A 15,062-nucleotide genomic window follows, 5' to 3' on the forward strand; every position below is an offset into this window, starting at 1 on the left:
CCCGTTTCCCATTACGAGGTTTGCCAAGATCATGTCCCTGATTTCCTCCGGCCCACGGGTCATCGTGGCCCTGGATTTTCCCGATGCCGATGCCGCACTGAGCCTGGCGTCCCGGCTGAACCCTTCGCAGTGCCGTCTGAAAGTGGGGTTCGAACTGTTTGTCAGCGCCGGACCGGCCCTGATCGAGCGTCTGCACGCCCTGGGTTTTCAGGTATTTCTGGATCTCAAGTTCCATGACATCCCCAATACCGTGGCCGGAGCCTGCCGGGCCGCCGCGCGTCTTGGGGTCTGGATGGTCAATGTCCATGCCAGTGGCGGTCGCCCCATGATGGAGACGGCGCGGGAAGCCCTGGAGTCCGTGGCCACTTCGGGGCAGCGCCCGCTACTGATCGCAGTGACCGTACTGACCTCGATGGATGATGGCGATCTGGCCGGTTGCGGTGTGACCCGCACGGTGGCCGAACAGGCGCACTACCTGGCGACCCTGACCCATGAGGCGGGACTGGACGGGGTGGTCTGTTCCGCCCACGAAGCCGGTGCATTCAGGACGGCCTTTGGCGAACGTTTCCTGCGCGTGACCCCGGGGATCCGCCCGGCGGACGCGGCACTGGGTGACCAGAAGCGGGTGATGACACCCGGAGCGGCGATGGGGCTTGGATCCAGCCATCTGGTCATCGGTCGTCCCGTGACTCAGGCCCAGGATCCCGGCGCCGTGCTGACGGCGGTCAACCGGGAGATCGCTGACGCCCTGGCTTGAATCAGAGGGGGATTTGGGCGATAGTGACGGCGCGGGTACAACGGATTGCAGGAACACGCGACCCGCGTTCAACCAAGGAATGCCAAGGAAATCCTCAAGGAGGCAACGGTATGAAACGTCTGACGTCCCTGATCGTCTTTTTTTCCCTGCTGTTCACCGCCCCCGGTGCCTTTGCGACCGGCCCGGTGAATGTCAACGAGGCGGATGCCCAGTCCCTGTCCCGCGCCCTGACCGGTGTGGGGCTGACCCGGGCCGAAGCGATCGTTGCCCACCGCGAACAGCACGGTCCCTTCACTTCCGTCCACCAACTGACACGGGTGCCGGGCATCGGCCCGCGGACCGTGGAGCAGAACCTGGACCGGATCGAGCTGGGTAGCCACGCGCCACGGGACTGATCCTGCCCGCGAAGGCAGGACCAGTCCCGGATCTGCCGGGACACAACAGACAAGGGGCGGCCAACACCGCCCCTTGTCTGTTTTGTGTCATCGCATCGGCCTATACTGACTGATCCTGGGACCGAATCCACACAATCCGACCAACGAAGACGTGCTTATGCAAAAAAAGATAAGGAAGGCAGTTTTTCCCGTGGCTGGGATGGGCACTCGCTTCCTGCCCGCCACCAAGGCCAACCCCAAGGAAATGTTGCCCGTGGTGGACAAGCCCTTGATCCAGTACGCCGCCGAGGAGGCGGTGGAGGCGGGCATCGACGTGCTGGTATTCGTCACCGGGCGCAACAAGCGCTCCATCCCCGATCATTTCGACAAGGCCTATGAGCTTGAAACGGAGCTGGAAGAGCGCGGCAAGGAAAAGATGCTGGAGATCGTCCGCAATATCCTGCCCGCCGGCGTGACCTGCGTCTACATCCGCCAGGCGGAGGCCCTGGGCCTGGGGCATGCGGTGGGCTGTGCCCGCCCGGTGGTGGGCGATGAGCCCTTTGCCGTCATCCTGGCCGACGACCTCATTGACGGTGCGGGGAAAGGGGCGCTCAAACAGATGGTGGAAGTCTACGAACAGTATGGTTCCAGTATTCTGGGCGTGGAAGAGGTACCGCCCAGCGAGACGCACAAATACGGCGTGGTCACGCCGGAGCCGATTGCCGACCGCCTCTGGAACGTCACGGGCATCGTGGAGAAACCGGCACCGGAGGTGGCGCCCTCCAACATGGCCGTGGTGGGGCGTTACATTCTCACCCCCCGTATCTTCGAGTTGCTGGAAAACACCCAGAAAGGTGCCGGTGGAGAGATCCAGCTCACCGATGCCATCTCCGATCTGCTGGCCGAGCAGCAGGTACTGGCCCATCGATTCAACGGTACCCGTTATGATTGCGGCAGCAAGCTCGGCTATCTGCAGGCCACCGTGGAATACGCCCTGAAGCACCCGGAGCTCAAGGATGACTTCCGGGAGTATCTGCTGGGGAATGTCTGCAGTCGCGGCATCTGAGTGTAGGAATCAGGCCACACACCGGTCGATGTCCTTCAGGAAACACTGGACCAGTCTTCTACCGCCACTCCCGCGGAAGCGGGAGTCCGGAATTTCCAGTAGTCTGTGGCTGGATTCCCGCTTGTGCGGGCATGACGGGTTCAGAATGGTCTTATCCTTGAATTTTCAAGTCATGAGGGCGGTACGGGGTACCGCCCTCAACAAGCATCGGTCGGGAAGTGAGCTGGTTCAGATTCATTCAACGATCCGCTCGGCCCAGGGAAAATACCGTTTCCCTGGGGCGGCGGGATGATGAGCGTTACGAGCGCTGGTCCAGGGCCGTCAAGCGGACGCGCGTCTCCCGCAACCTGTTGAACATCGCATGGACGGCAGGCCCGGTGACCGTGCTGGGCCTGTCCGGTGGCTATTACATCGGTTATGGCCGTCCTCCTTCCATTGAGCTGGTGACTTATTTCGTCAGCTTCACCGTTCTCTCCGGCCTCATCGGCCTGATCGCCAAGATCGTTTACGACAGCATTCACGGCACCGCCAAGGAGCAGGCACAGGCCGATGTCATGGAGGCCATCGACAAGCTGGGAGATCTGATCCTGGCGGTGCGGGACCTGGCCATGGAGGGACTGGATCCGGAGGTGCGTCGTCGTGAGGCCGCCGTGCAACTGCTGCAGCGGGTGGATCTTTCACCGGAAGGGGTGGCCTTTGCCTGCGAAGAACTGACCGGCAATCCGGCGCTGGGGCGCTGGCTGGCGCAGATCGACACCTTCCGGCGGGCCGGTCTGTATTCCCGCATCCGTGACATCCATCAGGAAAGGGGCGAGGAATTCGAGCATATCGTCGCGGATCTGCGGCAGATCGCGCCCGTGGCCGCGGGCATCCTGCGGGAGCGCTACCTGGGCAGGGCGCCCAAGCTGCAGCTGGGCGTACCCCGGGACGAGTTCTTTCTGGAACGGGTGATGGCCGCCATTGAGCAGGACAACCCCCTGCTCATGACCACTACCGACGTGGAAGCCATGCTGGTACTGGCCTTTGAACTGGTCAATGGGCGCGAGATTCCCATGCTCATGTTCAGTTATACCGGCAAATGGCGGTTGGCCGGGGCGCTGGATCAGATGGAGGCGGCGCGCAGCCGTTACCGTATTGCCCAGGCAGCCGCCAGTAACCGGATTCGTGCCCTGGCTTCCTGGCTGGTGGAGGTGGACCTTTTGGCCTACGAGGAAGTGCCCGAGGGGCTGTCGTCCCACCTGTTGGTGGAGCGGGTGGTGCTGGCACTGGATGAACTGGCCACGCTGCTGGATGACCTGTGCAGGGGCCTGCGGGAGGATCAGCCCGACGCCCAGTCCCGAGGAGATCTTCGTCGCCTGGCGGAAAACCTGGCCACGGCCCTGCGCCTGTATCGCACCGCCCACGAGGCGTTTCAGGAAGTGGGACGTGTCCATGCGGAGCTGCTCCGGACATCGGAAGCCTGGGAGGCGCTCACTTCCCGGGATCTGGATGCCTCCGAGCAGCTGCGGGTGGGACCGGGCCGTCGCGGGCTTCGTATCGTGGAAAAGGTGGTCAGCCTGGAGGAGGATGCCCGCGAGTCGGTCTGCCAGCATCTGGTGAGGTATCTGCACGGCGAGCATCTGGAAAAACGCGGGCGACGCTTCTTCACCCGTCGTGACGGTCGTCGCCGTCCCCTGACCCTGGACGGGGCCAGGCAGTTGGCGGTGGAAGTGGCCTTAGCCCTGGAGCCCCATATCGGCCTGTCCCGTCCCGAGGTACAGCGGGGGGTGGGGGCGACCCAGGCCAGCTACCTGGGCAGCCTGGAGCCGGGCATGAGTGCCCAGGAAAAACGCATCCTGGGCGAGGCCATGGCCCTGGAGGTGGAGCAGGACATGAGTCGAGCCGCGGAGCGCCTGGCCCTGGCTCTGGTGAAACACTATCGGGTGAGGCTGACGGATGCCGCCCGGGATTTTCTCATCGAGACCTATGGCGCCCGTCCCCAGGTGTTGAGCATGATCTCCCAGAGCCACCTGGACGAGATGCCCCGCATCAGTCTGTTGAGCCTGCGGCCACCAGTGGTGCCCAGCCCACGCCGGGACTGGTATCGCAGTCTGGTGCGGGCACGCAGAGTGTTGCCGGACTGATCCTGGAGACCTTAAATTCATCATTTTTCAGGGGATGAGAAACCCCATCGCTCCACCAACCTGAACAGGACCAGGGCGGTGAATAGCAGTCCCAGTACGATGACCTCCGTCTCGATCACCCGGGATACCATCCAGTAATGCAGGATGCCGCCCGCCGCCGAGACATAGGCCAGACGATGCAGCCACTGCCAGCGTACCCGACCCAGTCGTTCCCTGGCTCTGTTCACCGAGGTCAGCACCAGCGGCACCAGCATCACCCAGGCAATCAGCCCCGTCTGAAGGTGTCTGAGCGCCAGAACTTCGGCGACCATGAAAGACCATGACCCGCCCTGGATCATCACCACCCAGACCAGGACATGCAGCAGCAGGTAGGTAAAGGCCCATAACCCCATGGCCCGGCGCACCGCCGGGAAGCCCGGCCAACCGGTCAGCCGGAAGGCGGGTCCCAGGGCCAGGGTTGCCAGGAGCAGATACAGTCCCCAGCGCCCCAGTTCATGCAGCAGTCGCTCTTCCGGCACCACCCCCAGCATGCCGGTCTGCCAGGCAATGCCGAGCCATGACAGGGGCAGGGCGGCGCCAATGAACAGGATCACCCTGAATCCCCGGATGAATCGCGGTGAGGCCGACCCCATCAGAAATGGCGGCGCAGGTCCATGCCGGCGTAGAGATCCGCCACCAGTTCCCCATAGCCGTTGAACAACTCCGTACGACGTCGCCCGCTTTCACCGATGCGTCGTTCCGTGGCTTGCCGCCAGCGCGGATGGCGGACTTCCGGGTTCACGTTGGCATAAAAACCATACTCGGACGGTTGCCGGGCGGTCCAGGAACTGACGGGTTGATCCTCTTGCAGGTGAATGCCGACGATGGACTTGATGCTCTTGAAGCCGTATTTCCAGGGCACCACCAGCCGCAGTGGGGCACCGTTCTGATTGGGCAGTATCTCTCCGTACATGCCCACGGCCAGCAAGGTCAGCGGATGCATGGCTTCATCGATGCGAAGACCTTCACGGTAGGGCCAGTCCAGGATGCGACTGCGCTGACCGGGCATCTGTTCGGGATCGTGCAGGGTTTCAAACACCACATACCTGGCGCGGGAAGTGGGCTCAAAGCGTTTGAGTAGATCACCCAGGGGAAAACCGATCCAGGGGATCACCATGGACCAGCCCTCCACGCAGCGAAGACGATAGATCCTTTCTTCCAGGCCATGGGGAGCCAGGATGTCCTCCAGGGCGAGGCGGCCGGGTTTGTCGACTTCACCACTGATCACCACGGACCAGGGATGGGTCTGTAGCCGATGGGCATGCCGTTTCGGGTCTTCCTTGCCGGTGCCGAATTCAAAGAAATTGTTGTACCCGGTGGCCATGGCGTGATCGGTCAGCGGCTCGTCCGTGGAAAAGGGGCCTTGAACGGCATCGGCCAACCCGGCTTGCAAGGCCGGACCGGCGGATAGGCCCGGTGCCGCCGCCGCCAGCAGCAGACCTCCGGCCTGTTGCAGGAAGCGTCGTCGCTGGGCATAGACCGCCTGGGGCGTGATCTCCGAAGCAGGTGGGATCGGGTATTTCAAGCCAACCATTTTGAACTCTCTTGACCCGGCTGAAGGTCGCTTTTTTGATGCGGCTCATGGCTTTGATGCATGGGGGGCGGTTTTGGTTGCACGGCAAGGGAAACAGGTCTATTTCTAGACTTATTCTAAAGTAATATCATCGACGCGAGTCAACGGGAGAAAGTCATGAAACGTATTGTGCAATCCCTTCGCAAAGCCCTGCCTGTGGCGGTTCTGGTCTGTGTCGCCGGCAGTGGGGGTGTTCAGGCCGCCGAATTTGAAAGCTACAAGCGTTATTTCGAACCCCTGCCGGCCTTGCCGCCGCTGCCGTCCAACAACTCACTGACCCCGGAGAAGGTGGAACTGGGCAAGATGCTGTTTTTTGAACCCCGCATCTCCGCCAGCGGGGTGATCAGTTGCGCCACCTGTCACAATCCGGCACTGGGCTGGTCCGATCGCATTCCCAGGGCGGTGGGGCACGATGGCCAGGTCGGAGAGCGCAACACCCCCACGGTCCTCAATTCCGGTTTCCTGGAGGCGCAATTCTGGGATGGGCGCGAGCCTGACCTGGAGGGACAGGCTCTGGGGCCGATCCAGGCCGAGATCGAGATGGCCATGGAACTGGATGATGCCCTGGATCAGTTGGCACGATTCGATGTCTATCAAGAGCGCTTCAAGGAGGCCTTTCCCGGTCAAGCGGATCCGCTGACCGCGGAGAACGTGGCCAAGGCCCTGGCCAGCTTCCAGCGCACCCTGAACACGCCGAACTCGCCCTTTGACCGCTATCTGCGGGGGGATGACAACGCCATGACCGAGCAGCAAAAGCGCGGCATGGCGGCCTTCGTGGGCAATGGCTGTATCGCCTGTCACCGCGGAGCCAATTTCTCGGACAGTCGTTTCCACCGTTTCGAGTTGCCCGGCTCCACCGATGAAGGGCGTTTCGTAGTGACGGGGGAGGAGCGTGACCGCTTTGCCTTCCGTACCCCCACATTGCGCAACGTGGCGGTGACCTACCCCTATTTCAACAACGGTAGCGTGGATGACCTCCATGACGCAGTGCAGTTGATGGGCGAGCAGATGCTGGGCCGCAAATTGGAACAGCCGGTGGTGGATGACATTGTGGCCTTCCTCCATGCCCTCACCGGAGAGATGCCCCGGATCACGTTCCCTTCTCTGCCCTGAGCACCTGACCCCGCCGTATTGATGCGGGAGGCGTGTCCGGCAGGCCTATGGCTTGCCGGACTGATCGCTTAGAAGTTCAGTTGGAGAGACACGGCGGTTCGTGTCTCACGGCGGTTGGCGGGCCAGCTGGGGCCCTCATCGCCGCGACCGGTAAAGCCGCTGGCCAGCAGATCGTCCACGTGCAGCCCGATCTCTGCCTGCTCCCCCAGGGATCTTCGCAGGCCCAGACGCAGGAAGCCGTCGCCGGTGCCCAGGGGCGCGGCCAGTGGGTCATCCAGCCATTTCACATCGGCATGATGGTAGTACTGGAACGACAGGGTCCAGGTATCGTCGGGTGTGTAGTAACCAGCAAGATTGAAGATATGGTCCGGAACCGAGTCTGCATGGAGCCTGGCATCCGGTCCGGCGCTGCGGCTGCCCAGCAGGGACAGTCCTCCGCTCAGGCGCAAGCGGGAATTGAACCGGTAGTCGACCTGCATCTCCACTCCCTGGATGGTCAGTTTGCCCAGATTGCTGATGACCGCAGTGAAGTCTACGGGCATCTGCCCCAGGGGGATCTGGATCAGTCGATCCACCTCGTTGTGAAAGGCCTTGATGTCCAGGCTGCCCCGACCATGATCAAACAGCAGGTGACCGCCCAGTTCCAGGGATTGGATGACCTCGGCCCGGATATGCTCATCCGCGATGAAGGTCAGACCGCCTTCGCCGGGCCGAATCCCGATCGGGGTGGGGAAGACGGCCTCGATCTCCGACTCGATGAGGCTTGGGGTGCGTATGGCACGGGAGGCCACCAGGCGCAGGCTCAGGTCACTGGTGGGGAGGAAGATCAGGGCTGTCCGCGGCATGAATTCATCCCGGATCAGGTCATTGGCCTCATACATCCCGCCCAGATTCAACAGCCAGCGTTCCGCGGGCATCCATTCCAGGTTGGCGAACAGACGCTGGATGCGATTTTCCACAGTGCCGCCGGGCGTGTTGAAATAATAGGTTGAACGGGCGGTGTCCTGGCGCAGTCCACCTCCCCAGACCACCCGGGTCCGGGGCTTCAGTTGACGATGCCATTCCACTTCCAGGTCATGCCGGCGGTTACGTACCCCCTGATCCACATCGACCCACAGGCCGGAGGCCGGGTCTTGCAGTGGGTATTCATCGATCAGGTCATACTGTTCAAAGTAATACTGCAGGCGATAGCCCGCATTGGGATCGGCATGGCCCTCCAGAACGGCATGGAGATGAACGTATTCAAAATTCAGTGTTCTGGAGGGAGGCAGCGGGTTATTGATGGCCTCCAGGCCCTTGTCCACGCGGGTCAGACCGGTGTTCACCGTCAGTGACCGGGAACCCGTCAACTCCCGATCCAGGCGCAGGTTCAGGGCCGTGCGCTCCCACTGGTCGCGGTTGCCGGGAAAGCCGTCATCCTCCGCATGGGACAAGGACAGACGGTAATGTTGTCTGTCCCCCAAACTGCCTCCCTGGCGCAGGGAGGCATCACGGACACCGTGGGTGCCGATCCGGGTCCGGACCTGGGTTCCGGGCGTATCGGCGGCATGGCGGGTCAGGATGTTGATGATGGCAAAGAAGGAGTTGGAGCCATAGGCGGCCGAGTTGGGGCCGCGAATGATCTCGATGCGTTCGACGTCATCCAGGGACAGCGCCAAGTCGCCCCACTGTGCGCCTCCGTTGGTGGGGCTGTAGATGGAGCGGCCATCCACCAGGACCTGCAGCTGGCGAACGAACATGCCTCCCAGGCCGTGATAACTGACGATGCGTCGATTGCCGTCGTGATGGCTGACCAGAAAGCCGGGCACCATGCTCAGAACATCGGCAATATGCCGGGCATCGCTGTGCTCCAGCCAATCCCTGTCAATAATGGTGACCGAGGCCGGGGCCTCGATCTGGGGCTGCTGGAGCCGCGTCGCCGTGAGCGCCACTGGCAGGTCGAGGAAAAAATCCTGCTCCGAGAAGCTGTGAGGTTCCGCCTGTAGCCCCTGGGGCAGGATCATGGCGCCACACAGGAGCAGGGTCTTCTTGTTGGTCATTAATCGAATCAAGCCCTGAAGGCCGCGGCGGCGGCTCACAAAGTGCTGAAAACCATATCGGGATCTTTCACAGACCTCCGGTGCTGATCAAGATCTGCAGGATGGATTCGGCCAGTATCCGGTAGCCATCCTCATTGGGATGAATGGGGTCGGCCTTCAGTTCGTCCCGTGACAGTATATGGGCGAGCGCGTGATTTTCCAGAGGAATTCCAAATTCCCGGGCCAGGGCTTCATAGGTGACGGCATTTCGTAGTCGAATCAGGGTGGGGGTGGGCACGGCCACCAGTACGACCTGGACATTCCGGTCCCTGGCGGCCCGGATCATGGTCGCCAGGTTGTCCTGTTTCTGCTCCATGTCCATGCGGCGGAGCATGTCGTTGCCGCCATGGATCAGCACCAGCAGATCCGGTCTGTGCTCGTCCAGCAGCCGTGGCAACCGTTCACGCCCCTGACGACTGACTTCTCCGGGCACGCCGGCATTGATGACCTCAAGTCCCGTCAATCGGGCCAGATGGGCGGGATAGCTCTCATCCCGAGAGGCGCCGGTGCCAAAGGTGAGACTGTCGCCGAACGCCAGTATCACCGCGTCCTCGGGCAACGGCAGCATGGCCGGCGGGGCAGGGGAGCAGGCTGCGAGGAGGATCAGCAACAGCGCCGAGATCAGTCTGCCCGCGTGGTGCGCAAGCCGGCGCATCTCAGCGGATCTCCCGAGGGCCTGAATGCCCTAGCAACTGGCCGAGGCTCCGTCGTGCCTGCTGGCCGATGAAGACCCGGGACAGGCGTCGTGGACCGAACAGGAGTTGTTGCTGTACACGTCCCCCCAGATACAGCAGATCCTTGGCGGTGGGGTCGAAGGGGCGTCGACTGATACGGGCGATGCGTCCCAGGTTGATGCCCCGCCCATCGTCCAGCAGGATGAAATGCGGACTCAGGCCCCGGGCCGGGTCGGGCCGGGGGAAATCCATCACATCCAGCAGGATCCGGGGGGCTCCATGGACGCGAACCCCCAATTGCATCGGGCTTGGGACCAGTTCCACCAGATAGATGGCGTCACCAATGGCGGCACGCAGTCGTTCGATCTGCGCGTGATATTCGGTGGGAGGCCATAACTGCTCGCTCATGAGCAAGGAGACTAGGCCCGGGCGGAGGGAACTGCAACCCGGCCGACAAAGGGGAAATCCTGCGCCACGAAAAAAGCCCAGGTGGATCCACCTGGGCTTTTCAATCTTGGCTCCCCGGGACGGGCTCGAACCGCCGACCTAGTGATTAACAGTCACCCGCTCTACCGACTGAGCTACCGGGGAATTGCTTGGAAGCCCGGCATATTACGGATTCCGCCGGGCTTCGTCAACACATTTTGTGAAGTTTATTCACCTTCCACCGCGCGGGCGATTCTTTCCACCGCCTGCTTCAGATTGTCCATGCTGGTGGCGAAGGAAATGCGCACGTGACCGTCGGCGCCGAAGGCGGAACCGGGCACCAGGGCCACGCCCACCTTGTCCAGCAGGTACTCGGAGAACTTCACGTCGCTGTCCATGCCCAGCTTCTCCATCGCACCCTTGACGCTGGGGAAGGAGTAGAACGTGCCGTCGGAGGGCAGGCATTCCACGCCCGGGATGGCGTTCAGGGCCGCCACCAGATAGTCATGACGCTGCTCGAAGGCCTTGCACATCTCACCCACGCAGCCCTGGTCGCCGTTGAGGGCGGCCTCGGCGGCCTCCTGGGCGATGGAGGTGGGGTTGGAGGTGCTCTGGGACTGGATCTTCTTCATGGCGGAGATCAGGGCCTTGGGGCCGCCGGCATAGCCGATACGCCAGCCGGTCATGGCATAGGCCTTGGAGACGCCGTTGAGCACGATGGTGCGGTCATACAGTGCCGGGCAGGCCATGAGGATGTTCACGAAGGGCACGCCCCGGAACATCATGTGCTCGTACATGTCGTCGGTGGCCACCAACACATGGGGATGCCGCAGCAGCACTTCGCCCAGGGCGGCCAGTTCCTCGCGGCTGTAGGCCACGCCGGTGGGGTTGGAGGGGCTGTTGATCACCACTAGGCGGGTGCGCGGGGTGATGGCGGCTTCCAGCTGCTCGGGGGTCATCTTGAAACCCTGGGACTGATCGGCGGAAACGATCACCGGCTTGCCGTCGGCCAGCAGCACCATGTCCGGGTAGGAGACCCAGTAGGGCGCGGGGATGATGACTTCGTCGCCTTCGTTCAGCAGTGCCTGGGCCAGGTTGAAGAAACTCTGCTTGCCGCCGCAGGAGACCAGGATCTGGTCGGGCTGGAAGTCATGCCCGTTGTCACGCTTGAACTTGTCGATGATGGCCTGCTTCAGGCCGGGGGTGCCGTCCACCGCGGTGTAGCGGGTCTTGTTGTTGCGGATGGCGGCAATACCGGCTTCCTTGATGGGATCCGGCGTATGGAAATCGGGCTCGCCGGCACCCAGGCCGATCACGTCGCGGCCCTGGGCCCGCAGCTGGGCGGCAAGGGCGGTCACGGCCAGGGTGGGGGAGGGCTTGATGCGCTGAACGCGGGAAGAGAGCTTGATGTCCAAGGCGATGTCCAGGGAATGCGTGTGTGGATGGGGTTCTGCGTGTGCACACCCGGCGGGGGTGCAAGGGCGCGTACAGGAAAGACGCGCCGAGTCAAGGTAGGATGATACTGAAACCAGGTGGATAAAATAAGCCCATGGACTCATGTTTCCAGCTCAAGACCTCATACACCCCGGCCGGCGACCAGCCTGCCGCCATCGCGCAGTTGCTCGACGGCCTGGATGCCGGGCTGGCCCACCAGACCCTGCTGGGGGTGACCGGTTCCGGCAAGACCTTCACCATTGCCAACGTCATCCAGCGCGCCCAGCGCCCGGCCATCATCCTGGCCCCGAACAAGACCCTGGCGGCCCAGCTCTACGGAGAGATGAAGGAGTTCTTCCCGGACAACGCGGTGGAGTATTTCGTCTCGTACTATGACTACTATCAGCCGGAGGCCTATGTCCCGTCTTCGGACACCTTCATCGAGAAGGACTCCGCCATCAACGATCACATCGAGCAGATGCGCCTGTCCGCCACCCGCGCCCTGCTGGAGCGGCGGGATGCCATCATCGTTGCCAGCGTGTCCGCCATCTACGGTCTGGGGGACCCCCGGGCCTACCTGCAGATGGTGCTGCACCTCAAGCGCGGCGATGTCATCGACCAGCGCCTGATCCTGCGCCGATTGGCGGAACTGCAGTACACCCGCAACGATCTGGACCTCAAGCGGGGTACCTACCGGGTGCGGGGCGAGGTCATCGACATCCACCCGGCGGAGTCGGACCGGGAAGCGGTGCGCATCGAGCTCTTCGACGAGGAGATCGAGCAGCTCTCCTATTTTGATCCCCTCACCGGGGAAGTGCTGCGCCGGGTGCCGCGCCTGACCATCTACCCCAAGACCCACTATGCCACCCCCCGGGAGACCCTGCTGGCGGCCATCGAGCAGATCAAGGATGAACTGCGGGACCGCCTGGAGGTGCTGCGCCGGGCGGATCAACTGGTGGAGGCCCAGCGCCTGGAACAGCGCACCCGGTTCGATCTGGAGATGATGCTGGAGCTGGGCTACTGTTCGGGGATCGAGAACTACTCCCGTTACCTGTCCGGGCGTAACGCCGGTGAACCGCCGCCCTGTTTCTTCGACTACCTGCCCGATGACGCCATCCTGGTCATCGACGAGAGTCACGTCACCGTGCCCCAGCTGGGGGCCATGTACAAGGGGGACCGGTCCCGCAAGGAGACCCTGGTGCAATACGGCTTCCGGTTGCCGTCCGCCCTGGATAACCGGCCGTTGCGTTTCGAGGAGTTCGAGGCCCTTTCACCCCAGACCCTCTTCGTCTCCGCCACGCCCGGCCCTTATGAACAGGAGAAGGCTGGTCAGGTGGTGGAGCAGGTGGTGCGTCCCACCGGACTGGTGGACCCGGAGGTGGAGGTGCGACCCGCCTCGATCCAGGTGGATGACGTGCTGTCCGAGATCCGGCTGCGGGTGAAGGCCAACGAGCGGGTCCTGATCACGACCCTGACCAAGCGCATGGCCGAGGACCTCACCGATTATCTGGGGGAACACGGGGTTCGGGTGCGTTACCTGCATTCGGACATTGACACCGTGGAGCGGGTGGAGATCATACGCGATCTGCGTCTGGGAGAATTCGACGTGCTGGTGGGGATCAACCTGTTGCGGGAAGGGCTGGACATGCCGGAGGTGTCCCTGGTGGCGATCCTGGATGCGGACAAGGAAGGCTTCCTGCGTTCGGAGCGTTCCCTGATCCAGACCATCGGCCGGGCGGCCCGCAATCTCAACGGCAAGGCCATCCTGTATGCGGACACCATCACCGGCTCCATGCGTCGGTCCATGGACGAAACGGCCCGCCGCCGGGACAAGCAGATCGCCCACAATCAGGCCCATGGCATCACGCCGAGGGGGGTGCAAAAGCGCATCGCCGATATCATGGAAGGGGCCTATGCCGGCGGCGCCATGGCCACGCCGAAACGCCATGCCAAGGTGGCCGAGGAGGAGGCACGCTACGGACGGCTGTCGCCCCGGGACACGCTCAAGGAGATCAGTCGCCTGGAGGCACGCATGCTGGAACATGCCCGTAATCTGGAATTTGAAGAAGCGGCCCGTCTGCGGGACGAGGTCGCACGTCTGCGTGAGGGGATGTTGGGGGTGGTGGAATCATGAAGTCCAGGATCTTGTCTGTCCTGACCCTGCTGGGGGCATGGGCATGGAGTCTTTCCGCCGGTCTGGGAGCAACGACCCTGTCGCTGCAACCGGGCTCGGATCTGGTGGGCGAGTTGCGGCATGTGGAGGCCCGCCATGAGCATACCCTGATCGACATCGCCCGCAGCCATCAGGTGGGGTTCGAGGCCATTCGCAACGCCAACCCGGACCTCAACACCTGGATCCCCGGCGAAGGGGCCAGGGTGCTGCTGCCGCTGCAGTTCGTGCTGCCGGATGCGCCGCGGCGGGACATCGTCATCAACCTGCCTGAGATGCGCCTGTACTACTTTGCCGCGGACGGCAAGCAGGCAATGTCCTATCCCGTCAGCATCGGGCGCATGGACTGGGACACCCCCCTGGGCACGCTGAAGATCACCGAAAAGCGTGAAAATCCCACCTGGACCCCCCCCCAATCGGTGCGGGAGTCCTACGCGGCCCAGGGCAAGAGCCTGCCGGCGGTGGTGCCGCCGGGACCGGACAACCCCATGGGTGAGTTCGCCATGCGGCTGAGCCGCCCCAGTTACCTGATCCACGGCACCAACTGGTCCACCGGCATCGGCATGCGCGCCACCCATGGCTGCATCCGCATGGACAATAACGACATCCGCACCCTCTATGGCCGGGTGCCGGTGGGGACATCCGTCAATATCGTCAATCAGCCTTTCAAGGCTGGCTGGAAGGGGGATGTCCTGTACCTGGAGGCCCACCCACCCCTGGAAGAGTTCAAGGCGGATCACAGCCTTACCCCGGCCGTCCAGCGCATCATGGCCGCGGTGGGAGAAAAACCCGCCCGGGTGGACTGGGAGCGGGTACGCCAAGTGGCCGAGGCCGCCACCGGTGTGCCTCAGCCCGTGGGCTATCGGGGCGAGCTGACGGCCTTGCCCGAGCTGCGTCTGGGGCAGCGTCCCGCGCCGGCGCCGGCACCGGAAGCTGTCGCCGGGGACTGGTTCGTGCAGATGGGCAGTTTCAGCGAAGCCGACCGCGCCCGGATGCTGGGCACCCGGCTGGAGCAGGATGGCTTTGCCGTGAGTGTTTCCGAGTTCAGAAAGGGAGAACGGCGGATGTACCGGGTGCTGCTGGGGCCGGTGGAAGACCGGACAGCCGCCACTGCGCTGGGTGAACAAGTGGCCCGCCGAACGCTGATCGAAGGCATGGTGATACAGCTGCCGCGCTGATTCAGTGGTAATTTGTAGCCCCTGCCCACCAAGTAACACTGAACCGACGGAAACCTG

At 63.0% G+C, this 15,062-nt stretch carries 13 protein-coding genes and 1 tRNA gene; 7 read left to right on the forward strand and 7 right to left on the reverse strand.

Features of this window, described 5'->3' with window-relative positions:
• Window positions 1–31: 31 nt before the first annotated feature.
• From pyrF to ACLF6L_RS05805, 4 genes are all read left to right on the forward strand, one after another.
• Entirely contained in the window at window positions 32–757 is a 726-nt protein-coding gene (pyrF, locus tag ACLF6L_RS05790; RefSeq protein WP_238616612.1) for an orotidine-5'-phosphate decarboxylase, read from the forward strand.
• 110 nt (window positions 758–867) lie between these two features.
• A complete protein-coding gene (locus ACLF6L_RS05795) occupies window positions 868–1,152 on the forward strand; it encodes a ComEA family DNA-binding protein (protein WP_238616613.1) in 285 nt (94 codons plus the stop codon).
• A gap of 157 nt (window positions 1,153–1,309) precedes the next feature.
• A complete protein-coding gene (gene galU, locus ACLF6L_RS05800) occupies window positions 1,310–2,197 on the forward strand; it encodes a UTP--glucose-1-phosphate uridylyltransferase GalU (protein ID WP_238616614.1) in 888 nt (295 codons plus the stop codon).
• A gap of 218 nt (window positions 2,198–2,415) precedes the next feature.
• On the forward strand, window positions 2,416–4,320 hold the full coding sequence (locus tag ACLF6L_RS05805) for a hypothetical protein (RefSeq protein ID WP_412852555.1): 1,905 nt from the start codon (window positions 2,416–2,418) through the stop codon (window positions 4,318–4,320).
• Between the two features lie 20 nt (window positions 4,321–4,340).
• Here the strand turns inward: ACLF6L_RS05805 and ACLF6L_RS05810 are convergent, their stop codons facing one another.
• A complete protein-coding gene (locus tag ACLF6L_RS05810) occupies window positions 4,341–4,913 on the reverse strand; it encodes a sulfite oxidase heme-binding subunit YedZ (protein ID WP_238616616.1) in 573 nt (190 codons plus the stop codon).
• A gap of 38 nt (window positions 4,914–4,951) precedes the next feature.
• Window positions 4,952–5,893, reverse strand: coding sequence for a protein-methionine-sulfoxide reductase catalytic subunit MsrP (gene msrP, locus ACLF6L_RS05815; RefSeq protein WP_238616617.1), 942 nt, complete (start codon window positions 5,891–5,893; stop codon window positions 4,952–4,954).
• Window positions 5,894–6,049: 156 nt separating this feature from the next.
• Here msrP and ACLF6L_RS05820 point away from each other — a divergent pair, with 156 nt between their 5' ends.
• Window positions 6,050–7,045: a cytochrome-c peroxidase gene (locus ACLF6L_RS05820; RefSeq protein ID WP_412852556.1), complete on the forward strand. Its 996-nt coding sequence runs from the start codon at window positions 6,050–6,052 to the stop codon at window positions 7,043–7,045.
• A 68-nt stretch (window positions 7,046–7,113) separates the two neighbouring features.
• Here the strand turns inward: ACLF6L_RS05820 and ACLF6L_RS05825 are convergent, their stop codons facing one another.
• The 5 genes from ACLF6L_RS05825 to ACLF6L_RS05845 all read right to left on the reverse strand — a co-directional run bounded on the left by ACLF6L_RS05825 (window position 7,114) and on the right by ACLF6L_RS05845 (window position 11,638).
• Window positions 7,114–9,084, reverse strand: coding sequence for a TonB-dependent receptor plug domain-containing protein (locus tag ACLF6L_RS05825; protein WP_412852557.1), 1,971 nt, complete (start codon window positions 9,082–9,084; stop codon window positions 7,114–7,116).
• Window positions 9,085–9,151: 67 nt separating this feature from the next.
• Window positions 9,152–9,778 (reverse strand): arylesterase, encoded by a 627-nt coding sequence (locus ACLF6L_RS05830; RefSeq protein WP_412852558.1) that lies wholly within the window; start codon window positions 9,776–9,778, stop codon window positions 9,152–9,154.
• Between the two features lies 1 nt (window position 9,779).
• On the reverse strand, window positions 9,780–10,205 hold the full coding sequence (locus tag ACLF6L_RS05835; protein ID WP_238616621.1) for a hypothetical protein: 426 nt from the start codon (window positions 10,203–10,205) through the stop codon (window positions 9,780–9,782).
• Between the two features lie 107 nt (window positions 10,206–10,312).
• A tRNA-Asn gene (locus tag ACLF6L_RS05840) sits at window positions 10,313–10,388 on the reverse strand.
• Between the two features lie 62 nt (window positions 10,389–10,450).
• Complete coding sequence (locus tag ACLF6L_RS05845; RefSeq protein ID WP_008933233.1) at window positions 10,451–11,638, reverse strand: pyridoxal phosphate-dependent aminotransferase; 1,188 nt, start codon at window positions 11,636–11,638, stop codon at window positions 10,451–10,453.
• A gap of 134 nt (window positions 11,639–11,772) precedes the next feature.
• Here ACLF6L_RS05845 and uvrB point away from each other — a divergent pair, with 134 nt between their 5' ends.
• Window positions 11,773–13,791 carry an excinuclease ABC subunit UvrB gene (gene uvrB / locus ACLF6L_RS05850; RefSeq protein WP_412852559.1) on the forward strand — a complete coding sequence of 673 codons (2,019 nt, stop codon included), beginning with the start codon at window positions 11,773–11,775 and terminating at the stop codon, window positions 13,789–13,791.
• An 11-nt stretch (window positions 13,792–13,802) separates the two neighbouring features.
• The gene (locus ACLF6L_RS05855) at window positions 13,803–15,005 is read left to right on the forward strand and encodes a L,D-transpeptidase family protein (RefSeq protein WP_412852560.1); all 1,203 of its coding nucleotides are present in this window, start codon (window positions 13,803–13,805) and stop codon (window positions 15,003–15,005) included.
• Window positions 15,006–15,062 lie beyond the last annotated feature (57 nt).

The organism is Ectothiorhodospira shaposhnikovii (genome assembly GCF_047222355.1).
In the GTDB taxonomy this organism is placed as follows: Bacteria; Pseudomonadota; Gammaproteobacteria; order Ectothiorhodospirales; family Ectothiorhodospiraceae; genus Ectothiorhodospira.

Excerpts from the sequence above, each read along its gene's own strand:
- pyrF (WP_238616612.1), top strand. The coding sequence starts at position 32 with ATGTCCCTGATTTCCTCCGGCCCACGGGTCATCGTGGCCCTGGATTTT.
- ACLF6L_RS05795 (WP_238616613.1), top strand. The coding sequence starts at position 868 with ATGAAACGTCTGACGTCCCTGATCGTCTTTTTTTCCCTGCTGTTCACC.
- galU (WP_238616614.1), top strand. The coding sequence starts at position 1,310 with ATGCAAAAAAAGATAAGGAAGGCAGTTTTTCCCGTGGCTGGGATGGGC.
- msrP (WP_238616617.1), bottom strand. The coding sequence starts at position 5,893 with ATGGTTGGCTTGAAATACCCGATCCCACCTGCTTCGGAGATCACGCCC.
- ACLF6L_RS05820 (WP_412852556.1), top strand. The coding sequence starts at position 6,050 with ATGAAACGTATTGTGCAATCCCTTCGCAAAGCCCTGCCTGTGGCGGTT.
- ACLF6L_RS05825 (WP_412852557.1), bottom strand. The coding sequence starts at position 9,084 with ATGACCAACAAGAAGACCCTGCTCCTGTGTGGCGCCATGATCCTGCCC.
- ACLF6L_RS05830 (WP_412852558.1), bottom strand. The coding sequence starts at position 9,778 with ATGCGCCGGCTTGCGCACCACGCGGGCAGACTGATCTCGGCGCTGTTG.
- ACLF6L_RS05835 (WP_238616621.1), bottom strand. The coding sequence starts at position 10,205 with ATGAGCGAGCAGTTATGGCCTCCCACCGAATATCACGCGCAGATCGAA.
- uvrB (WP_412852559.1), top strand. The coding sequence starts at position 11,773 with ATGGACTCATGTTTCCAGCTCAAGACCTCATACACCCCGGCCGGCGAC.